Annotated in this window: 31 protein-coding genes; 3 read left to right on the top strand and 28 right to left on the bottom strand. The window is 64.5% G+C overall.

Going from position 1 to position 26,112, the window contains the following annotated elements; translation table 11 throughout:
* Positions 1–27: 27 nt before the first annotated feature.
* Positions 28–906, bottom strand: a complete 879-nt coding sequence (locus ACODSZ_RS03515) for an MOSC domain-containing protein (RefSeq protein ID WP_488927052.1) — start codon at positions 904–906, stop codon at positions 28–30.
* 169 nt (positions 907–1,075) lie between these two features.
* Here ACODSZ_RS03515 and ACODSZ_RS03520 point away from each other — a divergent pair, with 169 nt between their 5' ends.
* Together ACODSZ_RS03520 and ACODSZ_RS03525 are read left to right on the top strand one after the other, a co-directional pair.
* The gene (locus ACODSZ_RS03520; RefSeq protein ID WP_175343855.1) at positions 1,076–1,531 is read left to right on the top strand and encodes a CopD family protein; all 456 of its coding nucleotides are present in this window, start codon (positions 1,076–1,078) and stop codon (positions 1,529–1,531) included.
* Positions 1,532–1,558: 27 nt separating this feature from the next.
* Complete coding sequence (locus ACODSZ_RS03525) at positions 1,559–2,347, top strand: 2-keto-4-pentenoate hydratase (protein ID WP_008329554.1); 789 nt, start codon at positions 1,559–1,561, stop codon at positions 2,345–2,347.
* A 77-nt stretch (positions 2,348–2,424) separates the two neighbouring features.
* Here ACODSZ_RS03525 and ACODSZ_RS03530 read toward each other — a convergent pair whose 3' ends face one another.
* From ACODSZ_RS03530 to dctP, 14 genes are all read right to left on the bottom strand, one after another.
* Positions 2,425–2,919 (bottom strand): acyl-CoA thioesterase, encoded by a 495-nt coding sequence (locus ACODSZ_RS03530; protein ID WP_034350416.1) that lies wholly within the window; start codon positions 2,917–2,919, stop codon positions 2,425–2,427.
* A gap of 214 nt (positions 2,920–3,133) precedes the next feature.
* Positions 3,134–4,066, bottom strand: coding sequence for a 2-hydroxyacid dehydrogenase (locus ACODSZ_RS03535; RefSeq protein ID WP_488927053.1), 933 nt, complete (start codon positions 4,064–4,066; stop codon positions 3,134–3,136).
* Between the two features lie 218 nt (positions 4,067–4,284).
* Positions 4,285–4,527, bottom strand: coding sequence for a hypothetical protein (locus tag ACODSZ_RS03540; protein WP_488927054.1), 243 nt, complete (start codon positions 4,525–4,527; stop codon positions 4,285–4,287).
* Positions 4,528–4,556: 29 nt separating this feature from the next.
* Positions 4,557–4,805: a DUF6139 family protein gene (locus ACODSZ_RS03545; RefSeq protein ID WP_008329559.1), complete on the bottom strand. Its 249-nt coding sequence runs from the start codon at positions 4,803–4,805 to the stop codon at positions 4,557–4,559.
* A 218-nt stretch (positions 4,806–5,023) separates the two neighbouring features.
* Positions 5,024–5,968: an ACP S-malonyltransferase gene (locus tag ACODSZ_RS03550; RefSeq protein WP_488927055.1), complete on the bottom strand. Its 945-nt coding sequence runs from the start codon at positions 5,966–5,968 to the stop codon at positions 5,024–5,026.
* Positions 5,965–6,894, bottom strand: a complete 930-nt coding sequence (mdcB, locus tag ACODSZ_RS03555; RefSeq protein ID WP_175343851.1) for a triphosphoribosyl-dephospho-CoA synthase MdcB — start codon at positions 6,892–6,894, stop codon at positions 5,965–5,967. The genes ACODSZ_RS03550 and mdcB overlap by 4 nt, the downstream gene beginning before the upstream one ends.
* The gene (gene mdcG, locus ACODSZ_RS03560) at positions 6,882–7,604 is read right to left on the bottom strand and encodes a malonate decarboxylase holo-[acyl-carrier-protein] synthase (RefSeq protein ID WP_299540279.1); all 723 of its coding nucleotides are present in this window, start codon (positions 7,602–7,604) and stop codon (positions 6,882–6,884) included. The genes mdcB and mdcG overlap by 13 nt, the downstream gene beginning before the upstream one ends.
* A 2-nt stretch (positions 7,605–7,606) precedes the next feature.
* The gene (gene mdcE, locus ACODSZ_RS03565; RefSeq protein ID WP_488927056.1) at positions 7,607–8,347 is read right to left on the bottom strand and encodes a biotin-independent malonate decarboxylase subunit gamma; all 741 of its coding nucleotides are present in this window, start codon (positions 8,345–8,347) and stop codon (positions 7,607–7,609) included.
* Positions 8,348–8,356: 9 nt separating this feature from the next.
* A complete protein-coding gene (locus tag ACODSZ_RS03570; protein ID WP_175343849.1) occupies positions 8,357–9,253 on the bottom strand; it encodes a biotin-independent malonate decarboxylase subunit beta in 897 nt (298 codons plus the stop codon).
* Entirely contained in the window at positions 9,250–9,564 is a 315-nt protein-coding gene (mdcC, locus tag ACODSZ_RS03575; RefSeq protein WP_175343848.1) for a malonate decarboxylase acyl carrier protein, read from the bottom strand. The genes ACODSZ_RS03570 and mdcC overlap by 4 nt, the downstream gene beginning before the upstream one ends.
* Positions 9,565–9,588: 24 nt before the next feature.
* Positions 9,589–11,256: a malonate decarboxylase subunit alpha gene (gene mdcA / locus ACODSZ_RS03580; RefSeq protein ID WP_488927057.1), complete on the bottom strand. Its 1,668-nt coding sequence runs from the start codon at positions 11,254–11,256 to the stop codon at positions 9,589–9,591.
* Positions 11,257–12,606, bottom strand: coding sequence for a TRAP transporter large permease (locus ACODSZ_RS03585; RefSeq protein WP_008329574.1), 1,350 nt, complete (start codon positions 12,604–12,606; stop codon positions 11,257–11,259). It lies immediately after the preceding gene.
* The gene (locus tag ACODSZ_RS03590) at positions 12,603–13,181 is read right to left on the bottom strand and encodes a TRAP transporter small permease (protein ID WP_008329575.1); all 579 of its coding nucleotides are present in this window, start codon (positions 13,179–13,181) and stop codon (positions 12,603–12,605) included. Before ACODSZ_RS03590 ends, ACODSZ_RS03585 begins: the two co-directional genes overlap by 4 nt.
* On the bottom strand, positions 13,178–14,209 hold the full coding sequence (gene dctP, locus ACODSZ_RS03595; RefSeq protein WP_175343846.1) for a TRAP transporter substrate-binding protein DctP: 1,032 nt from the start codon (positions 14,207–14,209) through the stop codon (positions 13,178–13,180). The genes ACODSZ_RS03590 and dctP overlap by 4 nt, the downstream gene beginning before the upstream one ends.
* A gap of 150 nt (positions 14,210–14,359) precedes the next feature.
* On the opposite strand from dctP, the gene ACODSZ_RS03600 reads away from it, so the two are divergent.
* Complete coding sequence (locus ACODSZ_RS03600) at positions 14,360–15,028, top strand: GntR family transcriptional regulator (protein WP_175343845.1); 669 nt, start codon at positions 14,360–14,362, stop codon at positions 15,026–15,028.
* A gap of 15 nt (positions 15,029–15,043) precedes the next feature.
* Here the strand turns inward: ACODSZ_RS03600 and ACODSZ_RS03605 are convergent, their stop codons facing one another.
* From ACODSZ_RS03605 to ACODSZ_RS03665, 13 genes are all read right to left on the bottom strand, one after another.
* Complete coding sequence (locus ACODSZ_RS03605; RefSeq protein WP_008329579.1) at positions 15,044–15,943, bottom strand: pseudouridine synthase; 900 nt, start codon at positions 15,941–15,943, stop codon at positions 15,044–15,046.
* A complete protein-coding gene (locus ACODSZ_RS03610; RefSeq protein WP_008329582.1) occupies positions 15,940–17,277 on the bottom strand; it encodes a type II toxin-antitoxin system HipA family toxin in 1,338 nt (445 codons plus the stop codon). The genes ACODSZ_RS03605 and ACODSZ_RS03610 overlap by 4 nt, the downstream gene beginning before the upstream one ends.
* Positions 17,274–17,576: a helix-turn-helix transcriptional regulator gene (locus ACODSZ_RS03615; protein ID WP_034350420.1), complete on the bottom strand. Its 303-nt coding sequence runs from the start codon at positions 17,574–17,576 to the stop codon at positions 17,274–17,276. Before ACODSZ_RS03615 ends, ACODSZ_RS03610 begins: the two co-directional genes overlap by 4 nt.
* A 200-nt stretch (positions 17,577–17,776) precedes the next feature.
* Positions 17,777–17,965, bottom strand: a complete 189-nt coding sequence (locus ACODSZ_RS03620) for a YjfB family protein (RefSeq protein ID WP_008329585.1) — start codon at positions 17,963–17,965, stop codon at positions 17,777–17,779.
* 213 nt (positions 17,966–18,178) lie between these two features.
* Positions 18,179–18,367: a hypothetical protein gene (locus ACODSZ_RS03625; protein WP_008329586.1), complete on the bottom strand. Its 189-nt coding sequence runs from the start codon at positions 18,365–18,367 to the stop codon at positions 18,179–18,181.
* A gap of 211 nt (positions 18,368–18,578) precedes the next feature.
* Positions 18,579–19,442, bottom strand: coding sequence for an anti-sigma factor family protein (locus ACODSZ_RS03630; RefSeq protein WP_488927058.1), 864 nt, complete (start codon positions 19,440–19,442; stop codon positions 18,579–18,581).
* Complete coding sequence (locus tag ACODSZ_RS03635) at positions 19,439–19,996, bottom strand: RNA polymerase sigma factor (protein ID WP_299540253.1); 558 nt, start codon at positions 19,994–19,996, stop codon at positions 19,439–19,441. Before ACODSZ_RS03635 ends, ACODSZ_RS03630 begins: the two co-directional genes overlap by 4 nt.
* 18 nt (positions 19,997–20,014) lie before the next feature.
* Positions 20,015–20,386, bottom strand: a complete 372-nt coding sequence (locus ACODSZ_RS03640) for a COG4315 family predicted lipoprotein (RefSeq protein WP_008329589.1) — start codon at positions 20,384–20,386, stop codon at positions 20,015–20,017.
* A gap of 104 nt (positions 20,387–20,490) precedes the next feature.
* Complete coding sequence (locus tag ACODSZ_RS03645) at positions 20,491–20,937, bottom strand: group I truncated hemoglobin (RefSeq protein WP_008329590.1); 447 nt, start codon at positions 20,935–20,937, stop codon at positions 20,491–20,493.
* 16 nt (positions 20,938–20,953) lie between these two features.
* Positions 20,954–21,973: a DUF3034 family protein gene (locus ACODSZ_RS03650; RefSeq protein ID WP_175343841.1), complete on the bottom strand. Its 1,020-nt coding sequence runs from the start codon at positions 21,971–21,973 to the stop codon at positions 20,954–20,956.
* A 57-nt stretch (positions 21,974–22,030) separates the two neighbouring features.
* Positions 22,031–24,421 carry a putative bifunctional diguanylate cyclase/phosphodiesterase gene (locus ACODSZ_RS03655; protein WP_175343840.1) on the bottom strand — a complete coding sequence of 797 codons (2,391 nt, stop codon included), beginning with the start codon at positions 24,419–24,421 and terminating at the stop codon, positions 22,031–22,033.
* A gap of 53 nt (positions 24,422–24,474) precedes the next feature.
* A complete protein-coding gene (locus tag ACODSZ_RS03660) occupies positions 24,475–25,086 on the bottom strand; it encodes a methylamine utilization protein (RefSeq protein WP_249776984.1) in 612 nt (203 codons plus the stop codon).
* Between the two features lie 295 nt (positions 25,087–25,381).
* Entirely contained in the window at positions 25,382–25,996 is a 615-nt protein-coding gene (locus ACODSZ_RS03665) for a TetR/AcrR family transcriptional regulator (RefSeq protein ID WP_034350422.1), read from the bottom strand.
* Positions 25,997–26,112 lie beyond the last annotated feature (116 nt).

The raw sequence follows: 26,112 nt of genomic DNA on the forward strand, positions 1-26,112 counted from the left end.
GACTGGATGGCGTCCTCGTGGACGTGCTCAGAAATTGAATTCCCATTCGCAGGGCTGGCCGACCTCGATCTGGCCGCCCTCCCCGGCGATGACGATGGCGTTCTGGCCAAAGGTGATGCCCCCGCCCACCCGGGCATTGGCGCGATAGGTGCTCAGCGTGTCCAGCGGCTCATCGGGCCATTGCGGATCACGCTGGCCGCTGCGCTGGTCGATGCCGGGAATGGGACATCTTGCACAAGGCTTCACCAGCTTCAGTTGCACCGGACGGTCTGCACTGCCCAGGCGCAGGGTATCGATGAAATCTTCTTCATATGCCTCCAGACCGGCGATCACCAGGTTGGGGCGGAAGCGATCCATGGGCAAGACTGGCGCCCCTTTGGCCGCCAAGCGGGTGTTGAGCTCATCGAGCGAAGCCTGGCCGATCACCAGCAGCGGATAGCCATCCGAGAACTGTGTGGTAGCGCGGTAGTCACCGGTCCAGCGGGGGCTGCAGGCGCGTTTGACGGCCGGATTGAAGCGCACCAGCCGGGCGTCGGCCTGCAGGTAGTCGGAGAACCAGGTGCGCGCCTGTTCGCCCTGGTCCAGGGCTTCCAGGCGGCTGTCCCAGACGGTGACGGCGAGCGTGGCACCGTCCTCGCCGGCAGCCGCCAGGCGCAGCGGGGACATGCCCGGTGCGCGCAGCACCAGCGCATCGCCCTCGAAGGCGGGCGTGATGCAGGCCATCCCGGGATGGGTGCGCTGGGTCAGGAATCGGCCCTGGCGATCCACCAGCATCCAGTGGCGGTCCAGCGCCAGGCCCAGCGGGCCGATCTCGGCCCGGGTCAGGGAGAGCCCGCCACAGGACTTGATGGGATAGAAAAAGATGGCGCTGATGGTGCTGATGCTGCTGATGCTGCTGTTCGTCATGGACCGTCCCCCCGGATGGTGGCGCCTGCCAACGCCTGAAAAGTATTGGTGATAATGTTTCGGCAAGACATTACCACAAGCGGGCGCTTTGCCAGCATGACGATACGTTGTGTTCCTGCTCATGCGACAATGCGCCACGGATTGATATGAACTTTTTGACGGGAGCGCCATGTTGTTTGCCAAATTCTTCCATCTGCTGGGGCTGACCGTCTGGGTCGGCGGCATGTTCTTCGCCCACATGGCGCTGCGGCCCGGGCTTGGGGTGCTGCATCCGGAGCAGCGGCTCTCTCTCATGGCGGCGGTGCTGGCCAATTTCTTCATCTGGGTGTGGGTGGCCATTGCGCTGGTGCTGGGCAGCGGTCTGCACATGATGGCCGTGATGGGTGCGGGTGCGGCCAAGCTGCCGCCTTACGTGCACGCCATGACCGGTATCGGCGTGGTGATGATGCTGATCTTCGCCCACATATTCTTTGCACCCTTCCGCCGTCTCAAGCTGGCCTCCGCCCAGCAGGACTGGGACCGCGCCTCGCGCGCGCTGCGCCAGGTGCGCGTGCTGGTGGGCATCAACCTGTGCCTGGGCCTGCTGACCATCGCCATCGGTGCCCTGGGCCCCTTGAGCCTCTGAAAACAAGCAATCTGGAGGGAGACATCCGTGCTGACCGATACACAATGCCAGGAAGCGGCCGACCTGCTCTGGGACTGCTGGGCGCACAACCGCCGCATCGCCCGCTTGCCCGTGCATCTGCAACCGGGCGACCGGCGCCAGGCCTATGACATCCAGCGCCGCCTGGAAGCGCGCAGCTTCGCCCCGCTGGCCGGCTGGAAGATCGCTGCCACCGGCCCCGGCGGACAGGGATTGCTCAATGTCGATGCACCGCTGGCAGGCCGCTTGCTGGCCGAACGCCTTCACCGCAGCGGTGCGCACATCACGCTGGGTGACAACCTGATGCGGGTGGCCGAGGTGGAAGTGGCTTTCCGCATGGGCAGTACACTGGCGCCGCGCAGTACGCCCTATACGCAGGAAGAGGTCATGGCGGCCGTGGCGGCGGTGCATCCGGCCATCGAAATCCCCGATACCCGTTACGACCAGTTCGACCAGGTCGGGGCGGCCCAACTGATCGCCGACAACAGCTGCGCCGACCAGTTCGTGCTGGGCGCACCGGCCAGCGTGGACTGGCGCGGCCTGGATCTGGCCGCGCTGACCACTTCGGGCAGCATCGAGGGCGGCGAACGGCGCAGCGGCAGTGGCGCCCAGGTGCTGGGCGATCCACGCGTGGCACTGACCTGGCTGGCCAACGAATTGCGTGAGCACGGCCTCACCCTGGCGGCCGGACAGCTGGTGGCCAGCGGTTCGACCATCGTGCCCATGCCGGTGCGCGCCGGACAGCGCGTGCTGGCTGAACTGGGCGTGCTCGGCTCGGTGGTGGTGCATCTGGATTGACCGTCGGCCCGGGCAGCACGTAAAAAAGGGATGCGTCCGACGGGCGCATCCCTTTTTGCTTTCGCGGCTTGGGCCGCTTAGCCGACCTTGTCGTTGCCGGGCTTGACTTCCTCGTAGCGGCGCGCCAGTTCCTGGCGCAGCGACTTGCGGATCACGGCTGCATCGAAGCGGCGCTTTTCTTCCTGCGAGAAGGGACGCAGCGGCGGCACCGGGATCGGCTTGCGCTGATCGTCCACGGCCACCATGGTGAAGAAGCAGCTGTTGACGTGGCGCGTTTCCTGGGTGCGGATGTTTTCGGCCACCACCTTGATGCCGATTTCCATGGAAGACTTGCCGGTATGGTTGACGCTGGCCAGGAAGGTCACCAGCTCCCCCACGTGGATGGGCTGACGGAACATGACCTGGTCCACCGACAGGGTCACCACGTACTGGCCGGCGTAGCGGCTGCCGCAGGCGTAGGCCACCTGGTCAAGCAGCTTCAGGATGGTTCCCCCGTGCACGTTGCCGGCGAAGTTGGCCATGTCCGGGGTCATCAGGACCGTCATGGTGAGTTGGTGAGATGGCAGATCCATGGTGCTTGGCTCTCTCTGTAGTGTGATGGCGATGGGTTGGTCTTGGAGTCGTTGAAACGGCGGCGCCGTCGGCCGACACGCTCCCCCGAGCGCGCGCAGGCGGCCGACCGGACAGCTTTCGTGGAGGAAAGCGATCCGACCGCGGCCGACATTATCGGCCAGCCAGCCCCGCTATGGCAAAAAAACTCGCATCCGCGCACGCTGGGCAACTTGCTCAGGCGCGCACCACCGGCTCGGCGGCGGCGAAATGTTCCTCGCAATTGCGCAGGAATTGCTGGACCGAAGCGCTGATGGCCTCCGGCGACCAGCCGGCGATATGCGGCGTCAATACGACGTTGGGCAAGCCGATCAGGGCGGCGGGCGGCTTGGGTTCGCCCTCGTAGACATCCAGGGCCGCACCGGCCAGACGCCCGCAGGACAGGGCTGCCGCCAGTGCCTCGGTATCGACGATGCTGCCACGGCCGATGTTGACCAGGTAGCCACGGGAACCGAGCTCTTCCAGCACCCGCGCATTGATGAGGTGCTGGGTCTGGGCACCGCCCGGCGCGGCCACGATGAGGCAGTCGGCCCAGCCGGCCAGTTGGGCGACGTCCGGGAAATAATGGAAATCGACATCATCGCGCTTCTTGCGGTTGCAATAGGCGATCTCGGCATCGAAGGCGGTCGCGCGGCGGGCGATCTTCTTGCCGATGTTGCCCATGCCGACGATGCCCACCCGCTTGCCCGCCAGCTGAGGTTGCAGGGGAATGGTTTCGCGCCAGCCGCCCTCGCGGGTGTAGCGGTCCAGCACGGGAATATTGCGCAGGATGGCCAGCAGCAGGCCCAGGGTGTGGTCAGCCACGCAGTCTTCGTTGGTGCCGGCACCGGTGGCGATCTCGATGCCATGTGCACGGGCGTGGGCGGCGTCGATGTTTTCAAAGCCGGCGCCCAGTGCACAGACCAGTTGCAGATGCGGCATGGCGCGCATTTCGTCAGCACTCAGGCCGGTGGACCCATTGGTCAGCACCACCGCCACCTTCCTGGCCGGGCCGGCGATCATCGCGTCGCGGCGCGGGCGATCCGGCGCGTAGAGGATGTCATAGTGGGCGGCGATGGTGGCCGTGCTTTCTTCGGAGAGGTGAATCAGGACGAGCAGAGGGGGTTTCATGAGGGGACCTGGCCGGACGAGGAAAAGGAAAATAGGAAGAAAAACGCAAGATGCGTCATTCTATTGCGAAACGGCACAGCGGGCAGCCTGCCGCCCATCGGCCACTGCGCCTTTCTGCATGCGAATTCCATGCCATGGCCGCTCTGTGTGAAACGGAAAAAGCCCGACGTGCCTGCGGGCGCATCGGGCCTGGAGTCAGGCTTGCCGGAGCACTGCGGTCAGTGCCGCGCTGTCTGCTTCTCCAGCAGGTCATGCGCAGCCTGGCGCGCGCCCTGCTCGGCCGACTTTTCGTCGGCAAAGGTCTGGTCGGGCAGCACGCGCTGTACCGGGAACACCGGATTGCGGTGCATGGGATTGGTCGAGTGGCCGAAGATGGCCACCTGGGCCACCCACTCCTCGCCGCCGATGAGGCGCACGCCGGCATATTCCACTTCGTAGTCGCCTACTTGTTCGGTGGGCATGATGGTCTCCTCTGTCGATGGCGACGGCCTCAGGCCGCGCCGTCGCCGCTGCGTTGGTTCAGATGGGTGATGGCATAGCCTTTCTCGCCGATCTGCATGAAGGCGTCTTCTGCCTCCAGCGTGAAATGCCGCTTGCCGTCGCGCTCGAAGTCCACATTCTGCTCGTGGAGTTGCCAGTCGGTATTGGTCACCTCTGGCGGCAACGCTTCTTCGTGGGGCAGGACGAGGTAGGAAAACAATCCGCCGCCGTCCGGGCGCTTGTACACATCGACTTTCATCTTGGGGCCTCCTGGTCGGGTTGAACATGGGCACTGCTTCCAGATGCGACTGGACTATCTGCCATTGGTTCGCCACAGGAAGGTACGGGGATGCACAAAGCGGCTTGCGCTGTCAGCCTGATCCGACAGCAGTACGCGGCGAAGGAAAGGAAAGATGCTTCATTTCAAGATAGCACCGACAACACCGGACTACCAGCCGGATGTGCCGGCCGGGCCACTCAGTCGGCCTGACGGCGCAGCCAGGCCAGCGCGCCGGAGAGGCTGCGAAAATCGGCCAGCGAACGGCAGGCGATCTGCGGATGGCGTTCGCGCAGCATGCGCGAGAGCGCCGCGCCCGGGCCCAGTTCCAGCGCGACCGTGACGCCGCGTTCGACCAGGGCATCCATGCAGGCGGCCCACTGGATGGGTTCGACCAGCTGGCGCACCAGCAGCGCCCGGGCCTGGGCGGCATCGGTGATGGCCTGCCCGGTGACGCCGGCCAGCAAGGCCGGGCCGGGTGAGCGCAGGGGATGCGCCGCAAGCTCGGCAGCAAACGGCGCCGTCGCCGATTGCATCAAGGGAGTATGAGAGGCCAGCCCAACAGGCAGCAAGGCAGCGCGCGCTCCCGCTGTGACAAGCGCATCGGCTGCGGCTTGCAGGCAGGCGTTCGCCCCTCCGGCGATCAGCGTGTCTTCACCGGTGACGATGGCGACATGGCCGCCGTGACGCGCCAGGCACGCCTGAATCAGCGCCAGCGGCAAACCACCGATGGCCATCAATCCTTGTGCCGGTTGCGCGCTGGCGGCCTGCGTCATGGCTGCCGCACGTTGCGCGGCCAGCGCGACTGTCTCGGCGGGATCGATGAGTCCGGCCAATGCGTAGGCGGACAGTTCGCCCACGCTGTAGCCCGCCACCACCGCGGGCGCCCCGGCGATGGCTGCCAGCGGCGCGTGCAAGGCCTGCCAGGCAGCCAGCTGCGCCGCTACGATCAAGGGTTGGGCATTGCGATTGGCGTACAACTGGGCGGGGTCCGCCAGCACCGTTTCAAGGGGCGCTTGCAGATGCGCCGACAAGGCGCTTTGTGCAAGGAAGGCGCTGGCCTGCGGATCATCGCGCAGCAGGTCAAACATGCCCGCGTGCTGCGCGCCCTGCCCCGGGCACAGGATGGCCAGGCGCAGGCTCATGCCTTGTCGGCCTCCAGCAAGCCGACCGCATGGAGCAGGCAGGTCGCCGCCAGCAGATCGGCCGCCCCGCCCGGAGACAAGCGCCGGGCGACGAAATCACGATGACAGTCCAGCGCATCGGCTTCCCAATCGGCGCGCGCCGTGCCACCGGCGCAGAGAAAGGCCGCACTGCGATTGCGTACCAGCGCCGCCCCCTCGGCACCGCCGCGATGATAGACATTGGTATCGCTGAGATGCGCCATGAGCGCGAAGAGCGTATCGATGCGGGCATGATGGAGATCCCGCCCCGCCGCCAGGGTGGCCTGCCATTGCGGCAAGGCCACTTCGAAGACGGCGGGAAAGCCCAAAGCCCCCTCTTCACGCGCCCCGCCCACGGCATGCCTGGCCGCTACGCGCTGGCCGTGACTGGGCGCTTCGGCGTCGGCGACCGCTGCACTATGACGCGCCAGCGCATCGCCCCACTGGATCAGCAGGGTGGCGCGCAGTGTGGCCGGCTGCAAGGACATGTGGCGGCCACGCGCATAGGCCGTGGCAGCGCACAGCATGCCCAGTACGAAGATCGCGCCCCGGTGCGTGTTGACGCCGCCCGTGGCGCGCAGCATGCGCTCTTCGGCGCGCAGGGCCAGTTTCTGCAAGGTGTGGAAGGGTGCGCCATCCAGTCCGGCAGCGGCAATCTGGAAAAAATAATGGCGCAGCGCGAACAGGCTGCGCAAGAAGGTCTCGGCCGTCATGTCGGTGTGGCTGCCATTGTCCACGCGCGAGACCAGACCCGGTTTGGGATAAAGCACCAGCTCCTGGTACAGGCTGCGCACCGCCAGCCGCGCCAGTTGCCGGCAGAACGCCAGGTTCTCGCGGGCAGCACGACGCTTCTGCGTGTGATGCAGGGGCTGCCTGAGCGTATCGGGATGCTGCATCAGGCGGCGCATGGATGCTCCAGTGGCAGGCTGGCCCGCAATGCGCCCACGCGCTCCAGCGCCACACTGGCGGGCCGCTTGACCAAGACCTGCCCCTCAGGGTGGTGGCCCAGCACCGCCACCTGTCGCCATTCTTTCCACGACACGGCGGCGCCGTCGGGAAACACGATTTCGCCATCCAGCGGCAGGAACATGGCCTGCCAGGCCAGCAAGCGTACGCCCGCTTCCAGCTGGGACTGGCTGCGTGGCTGGAACAGCAGGTCGATGTCGGAACTGCTGCGCAGATAGGTTTGCGCAGTGAGCGCCTGCCAGGCCAGCGAACCAAAGACGGACAGCGCGATGTCCGCGCGCCCCATGTGCTCCTGCAACTGTGCCAATCCCGTCTGCCACGCGGCGGGCAGCGTGCTCAGACGCGCAGCGACGATGTCACGCAGCAGCAACGGCGCCCGGCTGGCCGCCACCTCCTGCGTCCCCACCCGCAAGGCGATGCGCGGTTTGTTGCCCTGCGCATCGGGCGGCAGGGCGATGCCCACGCAGATCTCTTGCTCGCTGGCCTGTGCATCGCGACGACGCACGATCACCGGCCAGCGCATCTGCTGCCAATGCTGCAGCGTGGCGTGTTGGCGGGCATCCATATCAGTGGCCTGCAGGCGCAGCCAGCCGGCCTGGCTCAACCAGAGCAGGTGGTGGCGCGCGTGGACCAGGGACTGCGCGGACGACATGCTCATCCGTTCAAGGCAGTATCGTGGGCGACCGCATCGATGACCCGTTGCGCCCATTTGCGTCCGCCGCGCGCAAGCCCGGTGGCCGCACGGGTATCGGCGCTGCGATCCTGGGCCAGCGCATCGGCCAGCGCCCGGGCCAGGTCGGCGTTCCAGATCTCGGTGACACCGCCCATGCGTAAATAATTTTCGGGACCGGGCGCAAAGACCGGATTGCTCCTGGCCAGTTCGGTCAACCGTTCTTCCGGTACCTTGGTAATGCGCGCCATCGCGGGCAAGCCCATGACGCGGATGGTGGCGTCGGGCAAGGCATAGCAGGCATCGGCGATGAGGCCGCTGGTGATGAAGCCGCCCGAGAGCGCCTGGTCATACACCAGGCCGATGACCCGATGGCCCTGGCGGCGCGCCAGTTCCACGCACTTGCCCAGATGCGCCATGTAGCTGTTGATGCCCAGCATTTCATCACGATGGCGCAGGCGCTGGCCCTGGGTATCGACCAGGATCACGATGGGGCGGCCCGGATGTTCCCGCACCGTCTGCAGGATCACGCTGGCCTGGGCCAGGGCGATCTCGATGCCGATGGGCGTATGGCCGGTGGTGCCGACCACGGTGACGGTACGGCCATCAACCTGCGCCGTGCCGGAGAGGAACTGATCCTGCTCGGTGATCGCGTGGCCCTGCGGGAACAGGTCCTGCGCCAGTGCGCGCCAGTCGACCTGGGGTGGAGTAACAGTCTGGTTCATGAATTCCTCTCAGGCCTTGGAGACAATGCGCAGGTGCTCGGCCAGCGCAGTGAAGGCAGCGGCTTCGAGCATCGGCACCGCTTCCGGACGGGCCACACCCAGCTCGGCCCAGATGTCCATCGGATCTTCGGCGTGGCCGAAGGTGGCGATGCGACGACGCAGCATTTCCTGCTCGGCTTCCAGCGATGCCAGGGTCAGTTGCGTATCGGCGATGCTGCCCAGCGCGCCGATGGCGGCGGTGCGAAATGCCTCGGTATCATCGCTGACCAGTTGCTGGCAGTCGCCGATCAGGTAGCGATGCTTGCCGCCGGTGGTGCGCCAGACCAGGGCACGGTCACGCGAATCGAATTCCTCGACGCCGTTGGCAGTCTCGATCACTTCCGGACCGGACATGGCCAGCCGCCCTTCCTCGGACATGATGACGGTATTGGCACAGCGCGCCACGATGCCCATGCCGCCGAAACAGCCATTGGCACCACCGACCAGCACAATCACCGGGATGCCTGCGGCACGGGCTTCCAGCACCGCGCGCATCACTTCGGAGACGGCGATGAGCCCGGCATTGGCTTCATGCAGGCGCACACCGCCGGTTTCCAGCAGCAGGACGACGCCTGCGGCCTGCTTGGCAATGGCGCGCTTGAGCAGGCCCACCAGCTTGGCACCATGTACCTCGCCCACGGCCCCGCCCATGAATCCGCCCTCCTGCGCGGCGGCCATCACGGCGCGTCCGCCCAGCAGGCCCTCGCCGATGATGACGCCATCATCGAAGGACACCGGCGCATCGAGCTGGCCCAGGTGCGGGCTGACCACGCGCTGCGCGGGTGGCAGCAGTTCCTTGAAGCTGCCGGCGTCGAGTACCGCCAGGATGCGCTCGCGCGCCGTGGCTTCCAGATAGCTCGCGGTCATTGGCCCGCCTCCACCATGGCTTCCACAGCCTGGTCCAGGCGCAGGCTGACCACGGCCGGCGTGGCGCCCATGTCATTGATGGAGATACGGGTATCGGCCAGTTGCCAGCGCTGCTGGAAGTCATTCATCACCGCTTCCCAGATGGTGCCGAAACCGCGCGCGGCGGTCTTGACCTCGATGGCGCAGGCACCGTTGAGGGACGCATTCTCGATCAGCACTTCCAGGTTGCCCGAGCTGACCACACCGACCAGTTCAGGCGCAGCCTTGAGACGGCGCTGGCCGTGCTCGAAGCGAAAAGTCAAAGTTTCCATAGTGTCGCTTTCGTTGCAGAGGGATTACCAGTTGCGGAAACGCTTGGGCGGGTTGTAGAGCCCACCGGAAGCCCGCACCAGGTCCTTCATGGTCTTGGCCGCCAGCAGGTCGCGGGTGGCCATGCGCTTGTCGATGCCCAGATCTTCGGCGCGGCGGATGATGCCGCGGTCGCGCAGGTTTTCCACCATGCGCTTGTCGCGCCCCATGCCCACGGCCGTGTAACCGGCCACGCCGCGAATGGCCTGCTCGCGCTCTTCTTCGGTGCGACACAGCAGCAGGTTGGCGATGCCTTCTTCGGTGAGGATGTGGGTGACGTCATCGCCATAGATCATCACGGGCGGAATCGGCATCTTGGCCTGTTCGCCCAGTTGCCAGGCGTCTAGTTTTTCGACGAAGGCCGGCTGCATGTGTTCACGGAAGGTCTCCACCGTCTGCACCACCAGCTTCTGTCCGCGCGGGATGGTATTGCGGCCGGCGCGCGCCTGCTGGCCCGCCTTGAGCCAGGCCTCGCTGGCATGGCGGCGTCCGCGCGCATCCGCACCCATGTTGGGGGCGCCGCCAAACCCGGCAATGCGGCCCAGCGTGGCCGTGGAGGAATTGCCCTGCAAGTCGATCTGCAGGGTGGAGCCGATGAACATGTCGCAGCCATAGTGACCGGCCGTCTGCGAGAAGGCGCGGTTGCTGCGCATGGAGCCATCGGGGCCGACGAAAAAGACATCGGGCCGCGCGCGGATGTAGTCTTCCATGCCCAGCTCGGAGCCGAAGGAGTGCACGGACTCCACAAACCCGGCCTCGATGGCAGGAATCAAGGCCGGATGCGGATTGAGCGCCCAGTGCTTGCAGATCTTGCCGCGCAGGCCCAGCGATTCGGCGTAGGTCGGCAGGATCAGCTCGATGGCCGCAGTATCGAAACCGATGCCGTGGTTCAGTCGCTGCACGCCGTATTCGGCATAGATGCCCTTGATGGCCATCATCGCCATCAAGACCTGGATTTCGGAAATCTGCGCCGGATCGCGCGTGAAAAGCGGTTCGATGTAATGCGGCGTGGGCGCCTTGATGGCGAAGCTGACCCAGTCCGCAGGGATATCCACGCGTGGCAGCTCATCGACAATTTCGTTCACCTGGGCAATCACGATGCCGCTGGAGAAGGCCGTCGCTTCGGCAATGGCGGGCGTATCTTCCGTATTGGGCCCGGTATAGAGATTGCCGTGGCGGTCGGCGGCCTGTGCGGCCACCAGTGCCACGCGCGGGGTCAGGTCGACGAAGTAGCGACCGAACAGTTCCAGATAGGTATGGATGGCCCCGATGTTGAGCTTGCCGGCCGAGGCCAGCTTGGCCAGACGGCCGGCCTGCGGACCGGAGAAGGAAAAATCGAGCCGGTCGGCGATACCCTTCTCGAACACGTCCAGATGTTCCGGCAGGGCCAGCACGGAGAACAGCATGTGCAGGCCATGAACCCGGGCCGGGTCGAGCGCGGCCAGTCCCTTGGCCAGGAAATCGGCCTGCTTCTGGTTGTTGCCCTCGACACAGACCCGGTCGCCGTTTTCCAGCACCGCATAGAGCAGCTCGGCCAGTTTGTCGGCAGGGGCGATCTTGCCCTGCAACTGGCTGCCCAATGCGGCGGTGGCGCGCGCCAGCCGCTGTTCACGGTTCTTCTGGCGCGCATTCCACACGCGTTCGCTACCACTCATTTAATTGGCTCCCATCAACAGGTCAGGCAATACGGTCGCGATGCCCGGGAACATGCACAAGAGCAGGACCGCAAGAAACATCAGCGCCAGGAAAGGAATCGTACCCTTGATGACATCGCCCAGTGCGATATCGGGTGCGATGTTCTTGATCACGAACAGGTTCAGCCCCACCGGCGGGTGGATCAGGCCCATCTCCATGACCACGGTCATGACGATGCCGAACCAGATCAGGTCGAAACCCGCCGCCTTCAAGGGCGGCAGGATGATGGGCGCGGTCATCAGGATGATCGACACCGGCGGCAGGAAGAAGCCCAGCACGATCACCATGGCCAGGATCACCGCCAGCAGCAGCCATTTCGACAGATGCAGATCGACCACCCACTGCGCCGCCGACTGGCTGATGTGCAGGTAGCTCATCACGTAGGAATACAGCAGCGACATGCCGATGATGAGCAGCAGCATCCCCGATTCCTTGATGGTGGAACTGAGGAAGGGCGCGATCTCTTTCGGCTTGTAGATGCGATAGACCACCGCGATCAGCACCAGCGCCAGCAGCGCGCCCAGGCCTGCGGTTTCGGAGGGCGTGGCCAGGCCACCATAGAGAGCCACCATCACGCCGATGAGCAGGATCAGGAAGGGCAGCACGCGCGGCAGCATTTCCACCTTCTGCGCCAGCGTGAAATGCTCGTCATCCAGATAGGCCGACTTGGCGCCACCGGCGCTGTAGACCGCATGTGCCAGCTTGTATTCCTTGCGGGCACGGAAGACCGCATAGCCGGCAAAGAGCATCACCAGCAGCAGCCCGGGACCGATGCCGGCCAGGAACAGGCGGCCCAGCGATTGTTCAGCGGCCACCGCATACAGGATCATGGTGATCGAGGGCGGCAACAGAATGCCCAGCGTCCCCCCGGCGGCGATGATGCCGGCCGCGAACCCGGGCGAGTAACCGCGTCGGCGCATCTCCGGAATACCTGCCGAACCGATGGCCGAGCAGGTCGCAGGCGAAGACCCCGCCATCGCCGCAAACAGCGCGCAGGCGAACACGTTGGCAATGCCCAGCCCGCCCGGCACCTTGTTCAACCAGGCGTGGATGGCCGAATACAAGTCCTTGCCGGCAGGTGATTTGCCGATGGCCGCCCCCTTCAGGATGAACAGCGGGATCGACAGCAGGGTGATGGAAGCGATTTCCTCATAGACATTCTGCGTGATGGTGTCCAGCGACGATGCCGGCATGAAGAAGACCATGAAACCGGTGGCCACCACGCCCAGCGCGAAGGCGATCGGCATGCCCGAACACATCACCAGGATGGTGACCACCCCATAGAGCACACCCAAGGTCAGCGGACTCATTGCGCACCTCCGCTCTGTGCGGCAGGAACGGTGCCGGTGATGCGGGTCAAGACCTGCACCAGCAATTGCAGCGTCAGCATGGTCATGCCCAGCGCCATGAGCGAATAGGGAATCCACAGCGGCGGCGCGAAGGTCGAGGACGTGGTCTGTCCTTCGGCCCAGGCTTCATGGAACAACGTCCACGATTTCCAGGTGAAGAAGGCGCAGAACAGGAAGGACAGCACATCCACGATGAACATGCGCACCTTGTTGGCCAGCGGCGAGAGCATGCCCGCCAGTGCCTCGATGCCAATGTGGCCGCGCAGCGACTGCACATAACCCGAGCACAGGAAGATCACGCCCACCAGCATGAAGACCGAGGCTTCATCCTGCCAGTCGGTCGGCTGGTGGAAGAAATAACGCACCACCACCGAATAGGTCAGGATGCAGGAGGTCACCAGCAGCGCGATCATCCCCAGGAACACGGCCACGCGATGGTAGCCCTGCAGGAAGGCCGCCAGCCAGGCCACCGGGGCACTGGCCGGGACGGCCGGGCGCGCCACTGCCGCGCCGGGCATCTCGAAGCCATGGCTCATACGGTCTTCTCCGCCAGCGCCAGCAGCTTGGCGCAGTTGGCATTGCGGGCCGCAAAGTCCTTCCAGGCGGTATTGCGGGCGATGTCCTGCCACTTCTTGACGACCTCGGCGTTCAGGTCGACCACCTTGGCGCCGGCCTTCTGGTAGACCTGGGCCACCGCGATGTCATCGGCCTGCGCGGCCTTGATGGCGAACTGCTCCATCTCGGCGCCGACGGCCATGATGACGGCCTGCTGGTCCTTGGGCAGGCGTTCGAAGACGGCCTTGGACATCATCAGCGGTTCGAACATGTACCAGTAGGCCTTGTCGCGACCGGTGGTGAGCGCCTTGGCCACTTCCTCCAGACGGAAGGACATGAAGGAAGTCGACGAGGTCATCGCCGCATCCATCGCGCCGGTCTGCATGGCGGCATAGATTTCATTGGACGGCAGGGTCACCACGGCGGCACCCGCTTCCTTCAGGATCAGGTCCATCTCGCGTGAACCGCCGCGCACCTTCATGCCCTTGGCATCAGCCGGCTCGACGATGGGCTTGCCGCGCGAGGCCACGCCGCCAGCCTGCCAGATCCAGCTGACGATGACCACGCCCTTCTCGCCCAGGATGCGGGCCAGTTCCTTGCCAACCTCGGCATTCTTCCAGGCCGCGCCCTGCTGGTAGGACGTCACCAGGCCGGGCATGAGGCCGATGTTGGTTTCCGGGACTTCGCCGCCGGCGTAGTTCAGCGGCACCAGCGACATGTCCAGCGCGCCCTTGCGCATGGCCGAGAACTGCGCGTTGGTCTTCATCAGGGACGAGCCGGGATAGATCTCGAACTTCAAGGCCCCTTTGGTCTTTTCGTTCACCTGCTGGGCGAACATGCGGACCAGGCGGTCGCGGAAGTCGCCTTCGGTCAGGGTGCCACCGGGGAACTGGTGAGAAATCTTCAGACTGGCCGTTTGCGCCCATGCGGCGGGCATGGCGGCAGCCAGAGGGGCGGCGGCAAGGGTGCCAAGAAAGTGGCGGCGGCTTTGGTTGCTTGTGCTGGTCATGCTGGTGTCTCCTCCAGATATTGATGGAACTACGCGTGTGTTTTTATGCTCTCATCGTGTATACAATTTCAGCCGAAACGAATACATTGTCAAGCATTAATCCACTGGGAGCCCTTCCCTTTACAATGCTTGCTTTGAAGACAAACCACCATGGACACGCCCAAGACCCGTTCCGAAACCCTGCGCGAATCGATCGAAGAGATGATTGCCGTCGGCAAGCTGGCGCCGGGCCAACATCTGGACGAAACCTCGCTGGCCGAGGAGTTCGGCGTTTCCCGCACGCCCATTCGCGAGGCGCTGATCCAGCTGGCCTCGATGGGCATCGTCGAGATGCGCCCGCGCCGGGGCGCCATCGTGGCCGAGATCGGCCCGCAGCAACTGATCGAGATGTTTGAAGTGATGGCCGAATTCGAGGCCATGTGCGGTCGCCTGGCCGCACGCCGCATGACACCGGCCGAGCATGCCGAACTGCTGGCGGCGCACCAGGCCTGCCAGGCCGCGCGCGATGCCTGCGATCCGGACGCCTATTTCTACCTGAACGAAGCCTTCCACGACCACATCTACGCCGGCAGCCACAATGGCTTCCTGGCCGAGCAGGCGCGCGCCCTGCATCGTCGCCTGCGCCCCTACCGTCGGCTGCAGCTGCGGGTGCGGGATCGCCTGAAGATGTCCTATGACGAGCACCAGGCCGTGGTCGACGCCATCATCGCCGGTGACCCGGAGCGCACCGTGGAAGTGCTGCGCCAGCACATCATGATCCAGGGGCAGCGCTTTGCCGACCTGGTGGCCTCGCTGCACCAGCTCAAGTCGGCCGCATGAGCTGCGGCCAGCCGGCTAGAGGCTGCGCTGGCTGACGAAATGGCGCTCGCTGCCGTCCAGCGGATCAATGAAGAACAGCGAACGCGCCAGCAGTTTGAGTGGTTTGTCCAGATCATCGGCCACCCCGACCGGGACCGCATCGGGATAGAACAGATCATTGAGGATGGGAATGCCCAGTGCGGCCATGTGCACGCGCAACTGGTGGCGCCTGCCGGTCACTGGCTCCAGCTGGTACAGGCCCAGTTCTCCGCGTGCCTCCAGCAGGGAGATATGGGTTTCCGAATTGGGCGCGCCTTCAGCCTCGACCATCTTGAAGAATTGTTCAGGCATCTCTTCCACGCGGCTGCGATGCACCCGTGGCAGCGCAAGATCAGGCCGCAGCGGGGCGATGGCTTCATATACCTTGAACATCGCCCGCTGCTGGAACATGGACTGGTACTTGCCCCGGCTGGCCGGCTGATGTGAAAAGACGATCACCCCGGCCGTCTCGCGGTCCAGCCGGTGGATGGGTACCAGGTCCTGCAGGCCGGTGGCCTTCTTCAGGCGCACCAGCAAGGTTTCCTGCACGAAGCGGCCAGTCGGGATCACCGGCAGGAAATGCGGCTTGTCGGCTACCAGCAGGTGATCGTCCAGATGCAGGATCTTTTCTTCCACGGGGATGCGTTCTTCACCCTGGGGCAATTCCCGGTAATAGAAAATGCAATCCCCGCTGCGATAGGGCGACTCCGGACGCAAGTGCTCCCCTTGCTGGTTGCGCACCTCTCCACGCAGAAGACGCTCGCGCCAGATCGCTTCGGGCACAGCGGTGAAGTGCTCGGCCAGGAAAGACAGCATGTCGCGCCACGGTCCCGGTTGCAGCCACAGATAGCTGGGTGACAAGCCCTCGCGCATGGGCAGGGTCGGCGTGGGTCTCATGCGCCCTCCCCGTTCACCGGTTTCCTGCGCGCGGCGCGGCGATGCCAGGCCACCACGCTGGCATTGGCCTCCAGATGCGCCAGCAATCTGGTGCGCTGGGCATCGGTGAAGGGCAGGCTCTCGATCAGGGCCGGCCATTGACTCATGGCGCGCTCCACCGTCTCCACCAGCACCGCCTGCAGCCGGGGTTCGGGCAGACGCCACAGGTTGGCCAGCTGGCGCAGGATGGCAGGCGTGAGCAATTGCTTGCCCTTCTGCCCTGGTACGAAGGCCAGCGCATGACCATTCCCGCCCACGTAGGCGGCATAGGCCACGATGTCATAGGCTGGCGATAGCGCTGCAGCCTGCGGCGTGTGGTAGAGCAGGCTGAAGTTCTTCAGGTGCGCATCGAAGTTGCCGAGCAGTTCGTTGACCTTGATCCGCCGCAGCAATTCGTAGACATCCTCGGCCCCGCGCGTACTGCGTTCGAGCAATACCACGCCGATGGCCGCATAGGTACCGACATACTTGGCCGCCGGCGCAGTCCCGGTGACCTGGGCGAAATCTTCCATGTGCCGACGTGCCGTGGGCGTGGGGGCATCGCGGTCGAAACGCTGTACCAGCAGGAAACGGCTGGCGTCATTGCGCAACCCGAACGGCAGGTGCTCGGCGATGGCCGACAGCGGCTCCAGGCTGAAGCGACAGGTCCGTACGCCGGCTGCCTCGGCCAGGGTGAGCGAAGCGAACTCCACCTGCGGCATGTTGGGATAGTCGGTGGCCGGCAGCTTGGCGATGAAGTGGCTGCCCTGGCTATCCCTGGAGCGCATCACATAGCGCCCCCCGCTCTCGCGCACCAGTGCCAGTTTGGGTTGCACGCCCGAGAGCGATTCCCCGTCCGGTACCGGCAACTGGCCGGAGCTCATCTCGTAACTGTCGTGTCCTTGCCCCAGCAGGCGACCCAGTGCGCGCTCATCCAGCGCTTCGGCCAGGGCCGAGACATCGCCGGGCAGATCGCGTCCGCAATAGGCCAGCAGGCCAAATTCATCGTCCGGCGGCAGTCCGGCGCGCTGGATCAGGTGTTTGCGCAACTGCCCTTCGGGCAGCAGGTTCTGGAAGAAGGAGGGCAATCCGCCGCGACCATCCCCCCGGTTGGCGGCCAGCGTGGGATCGAGCAACTGGGCCCGGGTGCGTTCTTCGCTCGAGGCCAGGTAGAGCTGCGACAGCACAGGACGATCCGGCCCCTGCATGGCATAGGCATCATCGAAGCGGAAGTAGCAGCGCCCGTCATCCAGGGCAAACAGCGACCCGACGTCAGTCTGACCGAGACGGATGCGCAGCGAACGCAGCATGCTCATGCGCCCTCTCCTTGGCCCATGAGCGCCTGCAGGCGCGCACCCAGTTCGGTCTGGCTGCCGCTGCCCTGGGCATCGGCAGCACGCAGCGGTGCGGCCTGGCGCGGCAGCAGCAACAGATCCAGGTCCAGCGCTTCACACAAGGCCAGCAGCTTGACCAGCTCGATGTTGCCACGCCCGGTTTCCAGGGCCAGCAAGGTATTGCGGTGCATCCCGGCCAGCTCGGCCAGGGCGATGGCGGTCATCCCGCGCGCCTTGCGGGCAATGCGAATGCGGTGGCCGATGTCTACCAGAGTGGTCATGGGAAGATCCAATTAAATGGTTCTTTTTACATATGACCATTGTATTGGTCATCTGAGCGAAATCAAGACCAATTAATTGGTCTTTTCATTAAAAGACCAATTTATTATTCTTTTTAAGGAAGGGAAAGCGCTGAACTCGGCACGAAGTACGCAAAAAAAATCGCAGCCCGGCAAGGGCTGCGATTTCAAGAGGACGGTGTTCAGGCAGTGGTATTGACGTTGCGCCCGATATTCGGGTTGGCCGGCAACGGCGGCAGTGCCTGCAACACCCCCACGGCAGCGGCAGCCTGGGTGTTGAGCGCCTTCTTCAGCATCAGTACGTTGACCGAATCCGAAGTCTGCGCCGACGCCATGCTGGTGGCCAGTGATGCGATTTGAGTGACATCCATGGAACTCTCCTTGTGGGGGATGCCGGGAAACAGGATGCGTCGCCCGGTGCCTTGATTACGGCATTGAACGCTGTTTCTTTACATCAATCAAGGATTTTTTTGAGTATTTGTCAGTATCACAAGACTCGCCTTGATGAAGATTGCTTCACTCAAAAAAAATCGCACCCCGAAGGGTGCGATCGAGCCGACGCCAGTCCAGCACGCCGTGACTGCCTAGACGATGGTATTGATGATGCGCCCGATGTTGACATTGGACGGCAGGCGCGCCACTGTCGTGGCCGCACCTAACACATCATCCACCGCCGTCTTGGCGACCTTGCCCAGATCAATGCCGACGGACTGCGCCGCCTTGTCGACCAACCAGGCCGTTGCTGCACCGCTGGCGATAGTTGCTAGCTCCATATGAGACTCCTTGTCTGAAGTGCAACCGGACCATGACGCCCGCCTGATCGGCCATGTTTTCTCTACCCCCCTACCATGGTTGATCAGGCTTTACGTCATGGGTAAATGTGTTAGCGGCAGGCAAGCGGCCAGTCTTGACAGGATTTGCCCAGTCCTTACGCGCTTTTGCATGTGTAAACCTCAAGTCGGGGCGACGCCGGCCGTGGGAGGCTCAGCGTGATGGCGCCGCCGGCAGCGAGACCAGTTGCTCATAGACCGAACCGGCAATGCGGGACAGTTCCGCGCGGGCGATGCTGCCCGAGAGCGCATAACCGAACTGGCCATCGATCCAGTAGAAGACATTGACCTTGCCTTCCTGAGCGAAACGGAAACCGGTCTCCCGGTTCTGTACCTGGTCGTGCGAGACATACAGGGTCAGCCGCTGGCCGGCCGCATCCTGGTACATGAACTGCGCCACCGGACCGCTCTGGCCCGGCAGCAGGCGGCCACCGATGAGGTCATAACCGAGCGGGGCCAGCTTGGGAGCGCGTACATTCGCCCCCAGCCGCCGCGAGAGCCAGGTCACCAACGCCTGCTCCTGCTCGGCGCCGACTTCCACCGGTCGGCGCAGGTCGGCACTGAAGACGGTATGCGCCACCGCCGCCTGACGTGCCAGCATCACGGGCGCTGCCGCCAGGCTGGTGCGGGCAGCACCGCCCGGGGCCAGGTCATGCGCCAGCCAGCCACCGGCAGCCCCGGCCAGGGTCAACAACAGCATGGCCGCATAAGACCACCAGCGAGGGGCGTTGGCGGCACCTGCGGCGCCCTCATTGTCTTGGTCACGCCGCCGATGCGGCTCCCCGGCGCCGGCCAGAACGGCCGCCGCCAGGCGCGGTGGCAACGCTTCTTCCAGGACCGGGTCGTAATGGGCATGCAGGGCGCGATTCTGGGCCCGCCAGGCGCGCACGCGATGCAGATCCTCGGCGTGTACCGGGTCCTGTTCCAGCCAGGTGGCCATCTCGGCGGCACGGGCGGCGCTCAACTGGCCGTCGGTATAGGCGTGCAGGTCTTCTTCGGGAAGTGCCGGGGTCTTCATTTCACCACCTTCAGGGTCGCGCCGGCTTCACCTTGGCCGCCGGCGCCCTCCATCCATTGCCGCAGCCGCTCGCGGGCACGCGACAGGCGAGACATCACGGTCCCGGTCGGAATGCCCAGCGTGGCGGCGACGTCTTCATAACGCATTTCTTCCAGCACCACCAGCAGCAGGACTTCGCGCTGTTCGGCGGGAAGCCGTTGCAGGGCAGCTTCCAGGTCCAGGGCCAGACCAGGCTCGGCCGAGGACGCCGGCAACGCCGCCTCGGCGGCCTGCTCCAGCTCCACCGTGACCAGCGCCGGCTGGCGGCGCTGGTCGGCATGCAGGTTGTGCATGATGGCAAACAGCCAGGGCCGCATGTCGCTGCCACGCTGCCAGCTGTCCAGCTTCTGCCAGGCACGCTCCAGCGTGTCCTGCACCAGATCGTCGGCGCTGTCGCGCTGGCCCGTCAGCGCGCGGGCATAGCGGCGCAGGCGCGGCAGGCAGGCGAGCATGGCTTGCTCGTCGGCCTGTCGTTCCCGTTGCTGTCGCTGCAGCCTGGCGGTGCGTCCGAACATGGTGTGCGTCAGCCAGGATCAGGGCTTGACGATATGCCAGACGTCCTTGAAATTGTCACCAGTGCGGTCACCCGGCTTCTTGTCGGCTTCGTACAGGTACAGCGGCTTGCCCTGGTAGGCCAGCTGGGCGCTGCCATCGTCGCGCGTGACGGTGGAATACGGTGCGGCAGCCATGCCCATGGGCGCCACCGGCGGCCACAGCTTGGCGCAGGGGCCGTTGCAGACGCTCTTGCCGCTGTTGGCAGTGTCCTTGTCGAAGGTGTAGACGGTCATGCCCTTGGCATCGACCAGGATGCCATCCATGGTCTTGACACCGGCGCTCTGGGCCGAGGCGGTGAAGGAAACCGAAGCGCAGGCCAGGGCCAGCAGGGAGGTTGCGAGCAGTCTCATGGTGTTTTTCCTTTTCGTGGTCGGGTTGCGCGGTGTGCCATACCCATGCCGACGTATACGGAAGGCGGCCCTGCTTTATTCCCGCCGCCAGGAAATATTTTTTGCTACCGCGTCACCGTCTCGCGCTGCATCGGTGCCAGCAGTGCCAGCAGTCGGTTCTGGGTACGCGAAGGGATGCCGTTCTTGTCCATCGACAATTGCAAATCCTCGACCAGGGCGTTGAAATCGGCATTGCTCAGTTTCAGGCCCTGATGCACTTCGCGCATGGGGTCGCCGGTATAGACGCAGCCGCCACCGCTCAACTCACAGAACTGCTCCACCAGCTTTTCCTTCACGCGCTTGATGTTGGAATGGTCGAAAGTATGCCGGATGCGGGCATCGGCCAGCATGTTGTCCATGAAGTCCTGTACCACCCGCTCGATCACGGGCAGACCACCGAGGGCGCGGAACAGGCTGTCATCGGCCGTGGCCGGACTCTGGGCCTGCGCCAGGCCCAGGGTGCAGGCCAGGGCCAGTACGGTGGCGGCCTGCTTCATTGCAAACTGGTTCATCGCTGCTCCCGTGGGCTCAGAAACCGGCCTGCAGCGACAGATAGACGCCGCGTTGCCGCTTGGGGTTGTAGACGGTGATGTCACCCAGCGCCACGTAGGCCAGGGTCATCGACAGGTTCTTGCTGGGGAACCAGGCCAGGAAGGCGTCGTAGTAATCCTTCTCATGGTCGGCGGCCAGGTTGCGCGGCTTCATGCGGTATTCCACCCCCAGCGCCAGCTTGCGGTTGAGCAGGTAAGCCGCCGAGAACTCGCCCATGGCCTGATAGCGATCATTGAGGTCGCCCCCGAAACCGAGCAGCCCCATCTGGTTGGCCTTGGTCAGCCGCAGCGTGCCATTGAGCAACAGGCTCTGCGCCAGCAGGATCTTGGTGGCCGACACGTAATAATCGATGCCGCTGTCGCTGGCCGCGCCCAGTTGCTTCACGCTGGTCACCGAGCCCAGTCCGCCGATGCCGTTGTTGTGCTTGAACATGGCGCCCACGGCAATCTGCGGCAGCCAGCGGTCCTGGTCGTAGACGGCGTCGCCGGCCAGCTTGACCTTGATGCCGACGATGTCCTGGGTGATCCGGAGATCGGCCAGCGGCGCCAGGCTGCCATAGAGCTCCTGCTTGGCCAGCGACAGTTCCACCCGGTCCCGCAGACCCACGGCCACGCCATAGGACTTGAGTGTGTAGTCCTGGGTGGACAGGTAAGTGTAATGGGCGTTGGCGCCATAGCTGTCGCGGGTGCCATAGCCGGTGATGAGCGCCCACGGCGTGAGCCCGCCACCACCCGCACCCTCGACCTGGATCACGCCGCCGGTGGCGCTGAGCTTGCCCAGGTCGGGCATCCAGCGGGCGTTGTCCTGGGCGGCTGCCGACGCGGCCGTTGCCGCTCTCGCACCGTCGGTGGCAGCCGCGCTGCGCATGGCCTGCGCAGCCTTGCGCTGCTGGGCCTGCATCCAGGCCTCCCGCTGGGCATCACTGATCTGCGCCATGGCCGGCACGGCCAGCGTCACCAGCAATGCGAACATGCCACTTTTGGCAATTTTCTTCATACTGCCCCCTGCCCCCTCTTGGTGATGCTTTGCTGGCGCGGCCCCCTGCGCCATCGTTCATATCGCGACGTTTTCCGACTGATCCAGCGCCTCCGGCGCCCGCCATTGCGGCAACCACTCCAGGAAGCGCTCCACCGGCATCGGCTTGCCCATGAAATACCCTTGCCCCTGGTCGCAGCCCATCTGCCGCAGCAGGAACCAGACCTCTTCGCTTTCCACGCCTTCGGCCACCACCCGCAGGCCCAGATTGTGGCCCAAGTCCACGGTGGAGCGCACGATCTTGGCATCGTCCTGGTCCTGCGCCATCTTCATGACGAAGGACTTGTCGATCTTCAACTCATTGACCGGCAGACGCTTCAGGTAGGCCAGGGACGAATAGCCGGTGCCGAAGTCGTCGATGCTCAAGGCAAAGCCCATGTCCGCCAGCCGGTCCAGGGTGCCCTGGGCGCGGGCCGGGTCGTCCATGATGGCGCTTTCGGTGATCTCCAGGCAGAGCGCGTCGGGTGTGAGGCGATGGCGTTCGAGGATGGCAGCAAAGGCGGCCGGCAGCTCCAGGTCCAGCAAGTCCCGCGTGGAAAGATTGACCGAAAACTTCAGACGCAGCCCCTGCGCGTGCAGGCGGGCCGACAGCTGCGCGACCTTTTCCATCATCCAGATGGTCAGCATGCGAATGAAACCGGTGGTCTCGGCAAAGGGAATGAAATTGTCCGGACCGATGAAGCCCTTCTCCGGATGCACCCAGCGCACCAGCGCCTCGCCGCCGACCACCGCACCGGTGGCCAGGTCCAGCTTGGGTTGCAGGTACAGCATGAATTCGTCGCGCTCCAGCGCGCGGCGCAGTTCGGACAGCAGCGAGAGGCTTTCCTGGCTGCTCTGGTCGATGGCCGGGTCATAGATCACCACGCCGCTGCCCTTGCGCTTGGCGGTGTACATGGCCACCTCCGCACGGCTGAGCAACACCTCGCTGCTTTCACCATGGGCGGGATAACCGGCCACGCCGATGCCGGCGCCCAGATCCACGGTCTGTTCCTGCAACGACAGCGGCTGTTCCAGCGCGCGCAGGATCTGCACGGCCTGGGCCAGCGCGCCGTCCAGGTCCACCCCCGGCAGCAGGATGGCGAATTCATCCCCGCCCAGGCGCGCCACCTTGGCCCCCGGATACTGCAATTGGGCGGCCAGGCGCACGGCCACCTGGCGCAGCAGGTCATCGCCGAAGCTGTGTCCCAGCACGTCATTGACCTGCTGGAAACGGTCCAGGTCCATCATGAGAATGTGGCAGTGGGTGCCGGGCTGCGCCTGCGCCTGGCTGATCGCTTCCCTGAGCAGGTCGGAGAATTGCACCCGGTTGGGCAAACCGGTCAGTTGGTCCTGATAGGCCAGACGGCTGATCTTGAGTTCACGGCTGGCGATTTCCGAGCGCATGGTTTCGAAGGCTGCGCCCAACCGGCCGATCTCGTCCTGGCGACGGATGTAGAGGCCTTCACCGTAATCGCCCTCGCCCAGCCGCTTGGCCACCGCAGCCAGGTCGCGCAGGGGACTGGTGATGCGACGCGCCATCACGGCACTGGCCACCGCCGCGCCCAGCACACCCAGCACGGTGATGCTGAGCAGGATCAGTTGCAGGCGCTGGTACGGCGCCACGGCCTCGCTGACCGAGCGCTGCAATACCGCCACCGCTTCCTGGCCATTGCTGGCGCGGGCCAGCGGCAGCACGCGCGCACGATACTGGTTGCCATCGATCTGCAGGTCGGTGGCCCCGGCCTGGTCCATCGGCTGGCGGCTGGCCTGTGTGACCATCATCTGCGCCTGCGGCCCGGGCAGGGAAGAAACATCGGCCGTCCAGACCGCATTGCCGCGCTGGCGTACCAGGATGGAGACCTGCAACTGCGACAGCGCGCGCATGTCGTTGACCAGACTGCGATCTACCGGGAAACCCATCACCACCCAGGCGATGGTGACCGGCGCCTTGATCGGAACGGCCACGATCTGGAACAGGCTGTCGCCAACCACCGCACTCTCGGCGGCGCCATTGCCGTTGCCGGCACGGCGCACCAGTTCGAGACTGCTGCGTTGCAGATCGGTATCGGGATAAGCGAGCGTGGAGGCATGGATGAGACCATCGGTCCCCACCAGCATGCCCATGGAGGCGCCGATGCGCGCGCCATGGTTGGCCAGTACCGAGGCGATGGTGGCGCGGTCATCGGTGCCGATGGCCTGGCGGAAACCGAAATCCGAGGCCAGCAGTCGCGCACCCTGGGTCAGTTGCTGGGCGTTCTGATCCAGCAGACGCGTGAAGACACGCTCACCAACGACCAGCTCGTCGCTGATGGCACTGCGTGCATTGCGATCAATGGCGGTTCGGATCGCCACGAAGCCGGCCAGTTGCACCACCACGATAAGGATGATGAACAGCGCGACAATCTTGCTTTCCAGACGGTAAAGACGCACCCCTGCCCCGTTTTCTCTAGTAATGTTTCTGTCGATGCGCCGGACGGCCCGCTCTACAGCGGTACCGCCTTGACATTGAGTTTGATGGTAGCGCGGCCCTCGCCCTGCACTTCCAGCGGCTGCGCTACCGCAGCCTGATTCGGCCCCATGGTGAAATACCAGGCCTTGAGCGCATAGCGCCCATTGGCGATACCCTCCAGCCGCACCATGCCGCTGCGGTCACTGACGCCGAAATACGGCGTATTGACCACCTGAACATACGCCACCATCTCATCGTGGATATTGCAGCCCAACACCACGGTACCGGCCTTGTCGAACATCACCGGGCTGCCGGGCACGCCCGAATACAGCTTCAGTTCGAAGGTCTTGGCCGGCGAAAAGGAATACACATGATGCCGCACGTTGTCATGATTGGGAAACAGGATCGGTGTCCCCGTCTGCACCACCGTGACCAGCGGAATGAAGGTCTTGTTCTTCTGCTCGATCTCCACCTGGTGCGGCGCCTTGGCCGATGACCCGCCGCCAGCCGGTTCGGCATAGACCACGGCGTTGGGAACGGGCTGGCCGGCGCTGTCGAGCACCTGTACCGAGACGGCAGCCTGGGCCGCACAGGCCCACGTACCGGCCAACAACAGGAAGGCAGTCAGGAGGGGGGCGCGGCGCATGTTTTTTTTCTGCATATCGCTGTCACTGGAAAATTCGGGCAATGAAGGTCTCCGGCCAAGGACGCCGCCACAGCGCATCCCCCGGCATCACCTGCCCCTGCACTATACGGAAGCCCTGCGTGCTGCCTATCGGGAAGTTTCTGAATTGCCTGGCAACAACATCACGACATCCGCTTGCCGACCCTGCCACGACAGGCTGCACGGAGTGCAGTCAGGATCTTCATGTTGAACATTATGCACGTGAATTCGCGTGCTGGAGCCCCTCTGCCCTCCAGCGCCGCCGAAGTCAGCGCAGTCAGGTCCGTGCGGCGGTCAGGTAACCGATCACGGCCGGCAGGATTTCGGTGCGCACGCTGGCCGGCGAAACCCCGCCGTAACCGGTCAGGACCACGGCCTTGATGAGCGCCTTCATCATGCGCTGGACCACGAAGGTGGCCACATCCAGATCGGGCGGGGTGATGGTGGCCCGGTGCTTTTCCAGCACGCGGCGGATGGCCTCGAAGAAACCCTGGCGGATCTCCTGAGAGATCGGCAGATTGTAGGCCGGGAATTCCTCTTCGAGGATGCGATTGAGTTCCGGCTCCAGCAGGTGTGCCGCCACCAGTGCATTGATGAGCTTCTCGAAATCGCCCGAGAGCGTGCCGGAGGCGTCGATGTGGGCCACCACATCCTCGAACAAGCTCAGCATGCGGGTACTGTGCCGCTCGCGCAGCGCGAAGATCAGCGCATCCTTGTTGGGGAAATACTGGTACAGCGAACCGACGCTGATACCGGCCGATTCGGCCACGAGATTGGTATTGGTCTTGGCATAGCCACGCTCGACCAGCACGCGCGACATGGCATCGAGAATGGTATCGACCATCGCCCGCGAACGCGCCTGGCGAGGTTCTTTTCTGGGTTGCAGTTTCATTGGCAGCTTTGGTAAGGAATTCGCCCGCCCCCGACGCGAATTCACAACGTGAGTGATTGTTCGTATATCGAAGTATAATACGAAAAATGAGTTTTTACTCGCCCGACCTGTGGATG

This window comes from Herbaspirillum sp. FG34 (assembly GCF_057809315.1).

What these genes read in the sequence shown, in the direction of transcription:
- ACODSZ_RS03515 (WP_488927052.1), bottom strand. Translation starts at nt 906, where the DNA reads ATGACGAACAGCAGCATCAGCAGCATCAGCACCATCAGCGCCATCTTT.
- ACODSZ_RS03520 (WP_175343855.1), top strand. Translation starts at nt 1,076, where the DNA reads ATGTTGTTTGCCAAATTCTTCCATCTGCTGGGGCTGACCGTCTGGGTC.
- ACODSZ_RS03530 (WP_034350416.1), bottom strand. Translation starts at nt 2,919, where the DNA reads ATGGATCTGCCATCTCACCAACTCACCATGACGGTCCTGATGACCCCG.
- ACODSZ_RS03535 (WP_488927053.1), bottom strand. Translation starts at nt 4,066, where the DNA reads ATGAAACCCCCTCTGCTCGTCCTGATTCACCTCTCCGAAGAAAGCACG.
- ACODSZ_RS03540 (WP_488927054.1), bottom strand. Translation starts at nt 4,527, where the DNA reads ATGCCCACCGAACAAGTAGGCGACTACGAAGTGGAATATGCCGGCGTG.
- ACODSZ_RS03545 (WP_008329559.1), bottom strand. Translation starts at nt 4,805, where the DNA reads ATGAAAGTCGATGTGTACAAGCGCCCGGACGGCGGCGGATTGTTTTCC.
- ACODSZ_RS03550 (WP_488927055.1), bottom strand. Translation starts at nt 5,968, where the DNA reads ATGAGCCTGCGCCTGGCCATCCTGTGCCCGGGGCAGGGCGCGCAGCAC.
- mdcB (WP_175343851.1), bottom strand. Translation starts at nt 6,894, where the DNA reads ATGCGCCGCCTGATGCAGCATCCCGATACGCTCAGGCAGCCCCTGCAT.
- mdcG (WP_299540279.1), bottom strand. Translation starts at nt 7,604, where the DNA reads ATGTCGTCCGCGCAGTCCCTGGTCCACGCGCGCCACCACCTGCTCTGG.
- mdcE (WP_488927056.1), bottom strand. Translation starts at nt 8,347, where the DNA reads ATGAACCAGACTGTTACTCCACCCCAGGTCGACTGGCGCGCACTGGCG.
- ACODSZ_RS03570 (WP_175343849.1), bottom strand. Translation starts at nt 9,253, where the DNA reads ATGACCGCGAGCTATCTGGAAGCCACGGCGCGCGAGCGCATCCTGGCG.
- mdcC (WP_175343848.1), bottom strand. Translation starts at nt 9,564, where the DNA reads ATGGAAACTTTGACTTTTCGCTTCGAGCACGGCCAGCGCCGTCTCAAG.
- mdcA (WP_488927057.1), bottom strand. Translation starts at nt 11,256, where the DNA reads ATGAGTGGTAGCGAACGCGTGTGGAATGCGCGCCAGAAGAACCGTGAA.
- ACODSZ_RS03585 (WP_008329574.1), bottom strand. Translation starts at nt 12,606, where the DNA reads ATGAGTCCGCTGACCTTGGGTGTGCTCTATGGGGTGGTCACCATCCTG.
- ACODSZ_RS03590 (WP_008329575.1), bottom strand. Translation starts at nt 13,181, where the DNA reads ATGAGCCATGGCTTCGAGATGCCCGGCGCGGCAGTGGCGCGCCCGGCC.
- dctP (WP_175343846.1), bottom strand. Translation starts at nt 14,209, where the DNA reads ATGACCAGCACAAGCAACCAAAGCCGCCGCCACTTTCTTGGCACCCTT.
- ACODSZ_RS03600 (WP_175343845.1), top strand. Translation starts at nt 14,360, where the DNA reads ATGGACACGCCCAAGACCCGTTCCGAAACCCTGCGCGAATCGATCGAA.
- ACODSZ_RS03605 (WP_008329579.1), bottom strand. Translation starts at nt 15,943, where the DNA reads ATGAGACCCACGCCGACCCTGCCCATGCGCGAGGGCTTGTCACCCAGC.
- ACODSZ_RS03610 (WP_008329582.1), bottom strand. Translation starts at nt 17,277, where the DNA reads ATGAGCATGCTGCGTTCGCTGCGCATCCGTCTCGGTCAGACTGACGTC.
- ACODSZ_RS03615 (WP_034350420.1), bottom strand. Translation starts at nt 17,576, where the DNA reads ATGACCACTCTGGTAGACATCGGCCACCGCATTCGCATTGCCCGCAAG.
- ACODSZ_RS03620 (WP_008329585.1), bottom strand. Translation starts at nt 17,965, where the DNA reads ATGGATGTCACTCAAATCGCATCACTGGCCACCAGCATGGCGTCGGCG.
- ACODSZ_RS03625 (WP_008329586.1), bottom strand. Translation starts at nt 18,367, where the DNA reads ATGGAGCTAGCAACTATCGCCAGCGGTGCAGCAACGGCCTGGTTGGTC.
- ACODSZ_RS03630 (WP_488927058.1), bottom strand. Translation starts at nt 19,442, where the DNA reads ATGAAGACCCCGGCACTTCCCGAAGAAGACCTGCACGCCTATACCGAC.
- ACODSZ_RS03635 (WP_299540253.1), bottom strand. Translation starts at nt 19,996, where the DNA reads ATGTTCGGACGCACCGCCAGGCTGCAGCGACAGCAACGGGAACGACAG.
- ACODSZ_RS03640 (WP_008329589.1), bottom strand. Translation starts at nt 20,386, where the DNA reads ATGAGACTGCTCGCAACCTCCCTGCTGGCCCTGGCCTGCGCTTCGGTT.
- ACODSZ_RS03645 (WP_008329590.1), bottom strand. Translation starts at nt 20,937, where the DNA reads ATGAACCAGTTTGCAATGAAGCAGGCCGCCACCGTACTGGCCCTGGCC.
- ACODSZ_RS03650 (WP_175343841.1), bottom strand. Translation starts at nt 21,973, where the DNA reads ATGAAGAAAATTGCCAAAAGTGGCATGTTCGCATTGCTGGTGACGCTG.
- ACODSZ_RS03660 (WP_249776984.1), bottom strand. Translation starts at nt 25,086, where the DNA reads ATGCGCCGCGCCCCCCTCCTGACTGCCTTCCTGTTGTTGGCCGGTACG.
- ACODSZ_RS03665 (WP_034350422.1), bottom strand. Translation starts at nt 25,996, where the DNA reads ATGAAACTGCAACCCAGAAAAGAACCTCGCCAGGCGCGTTCGCGGGCG.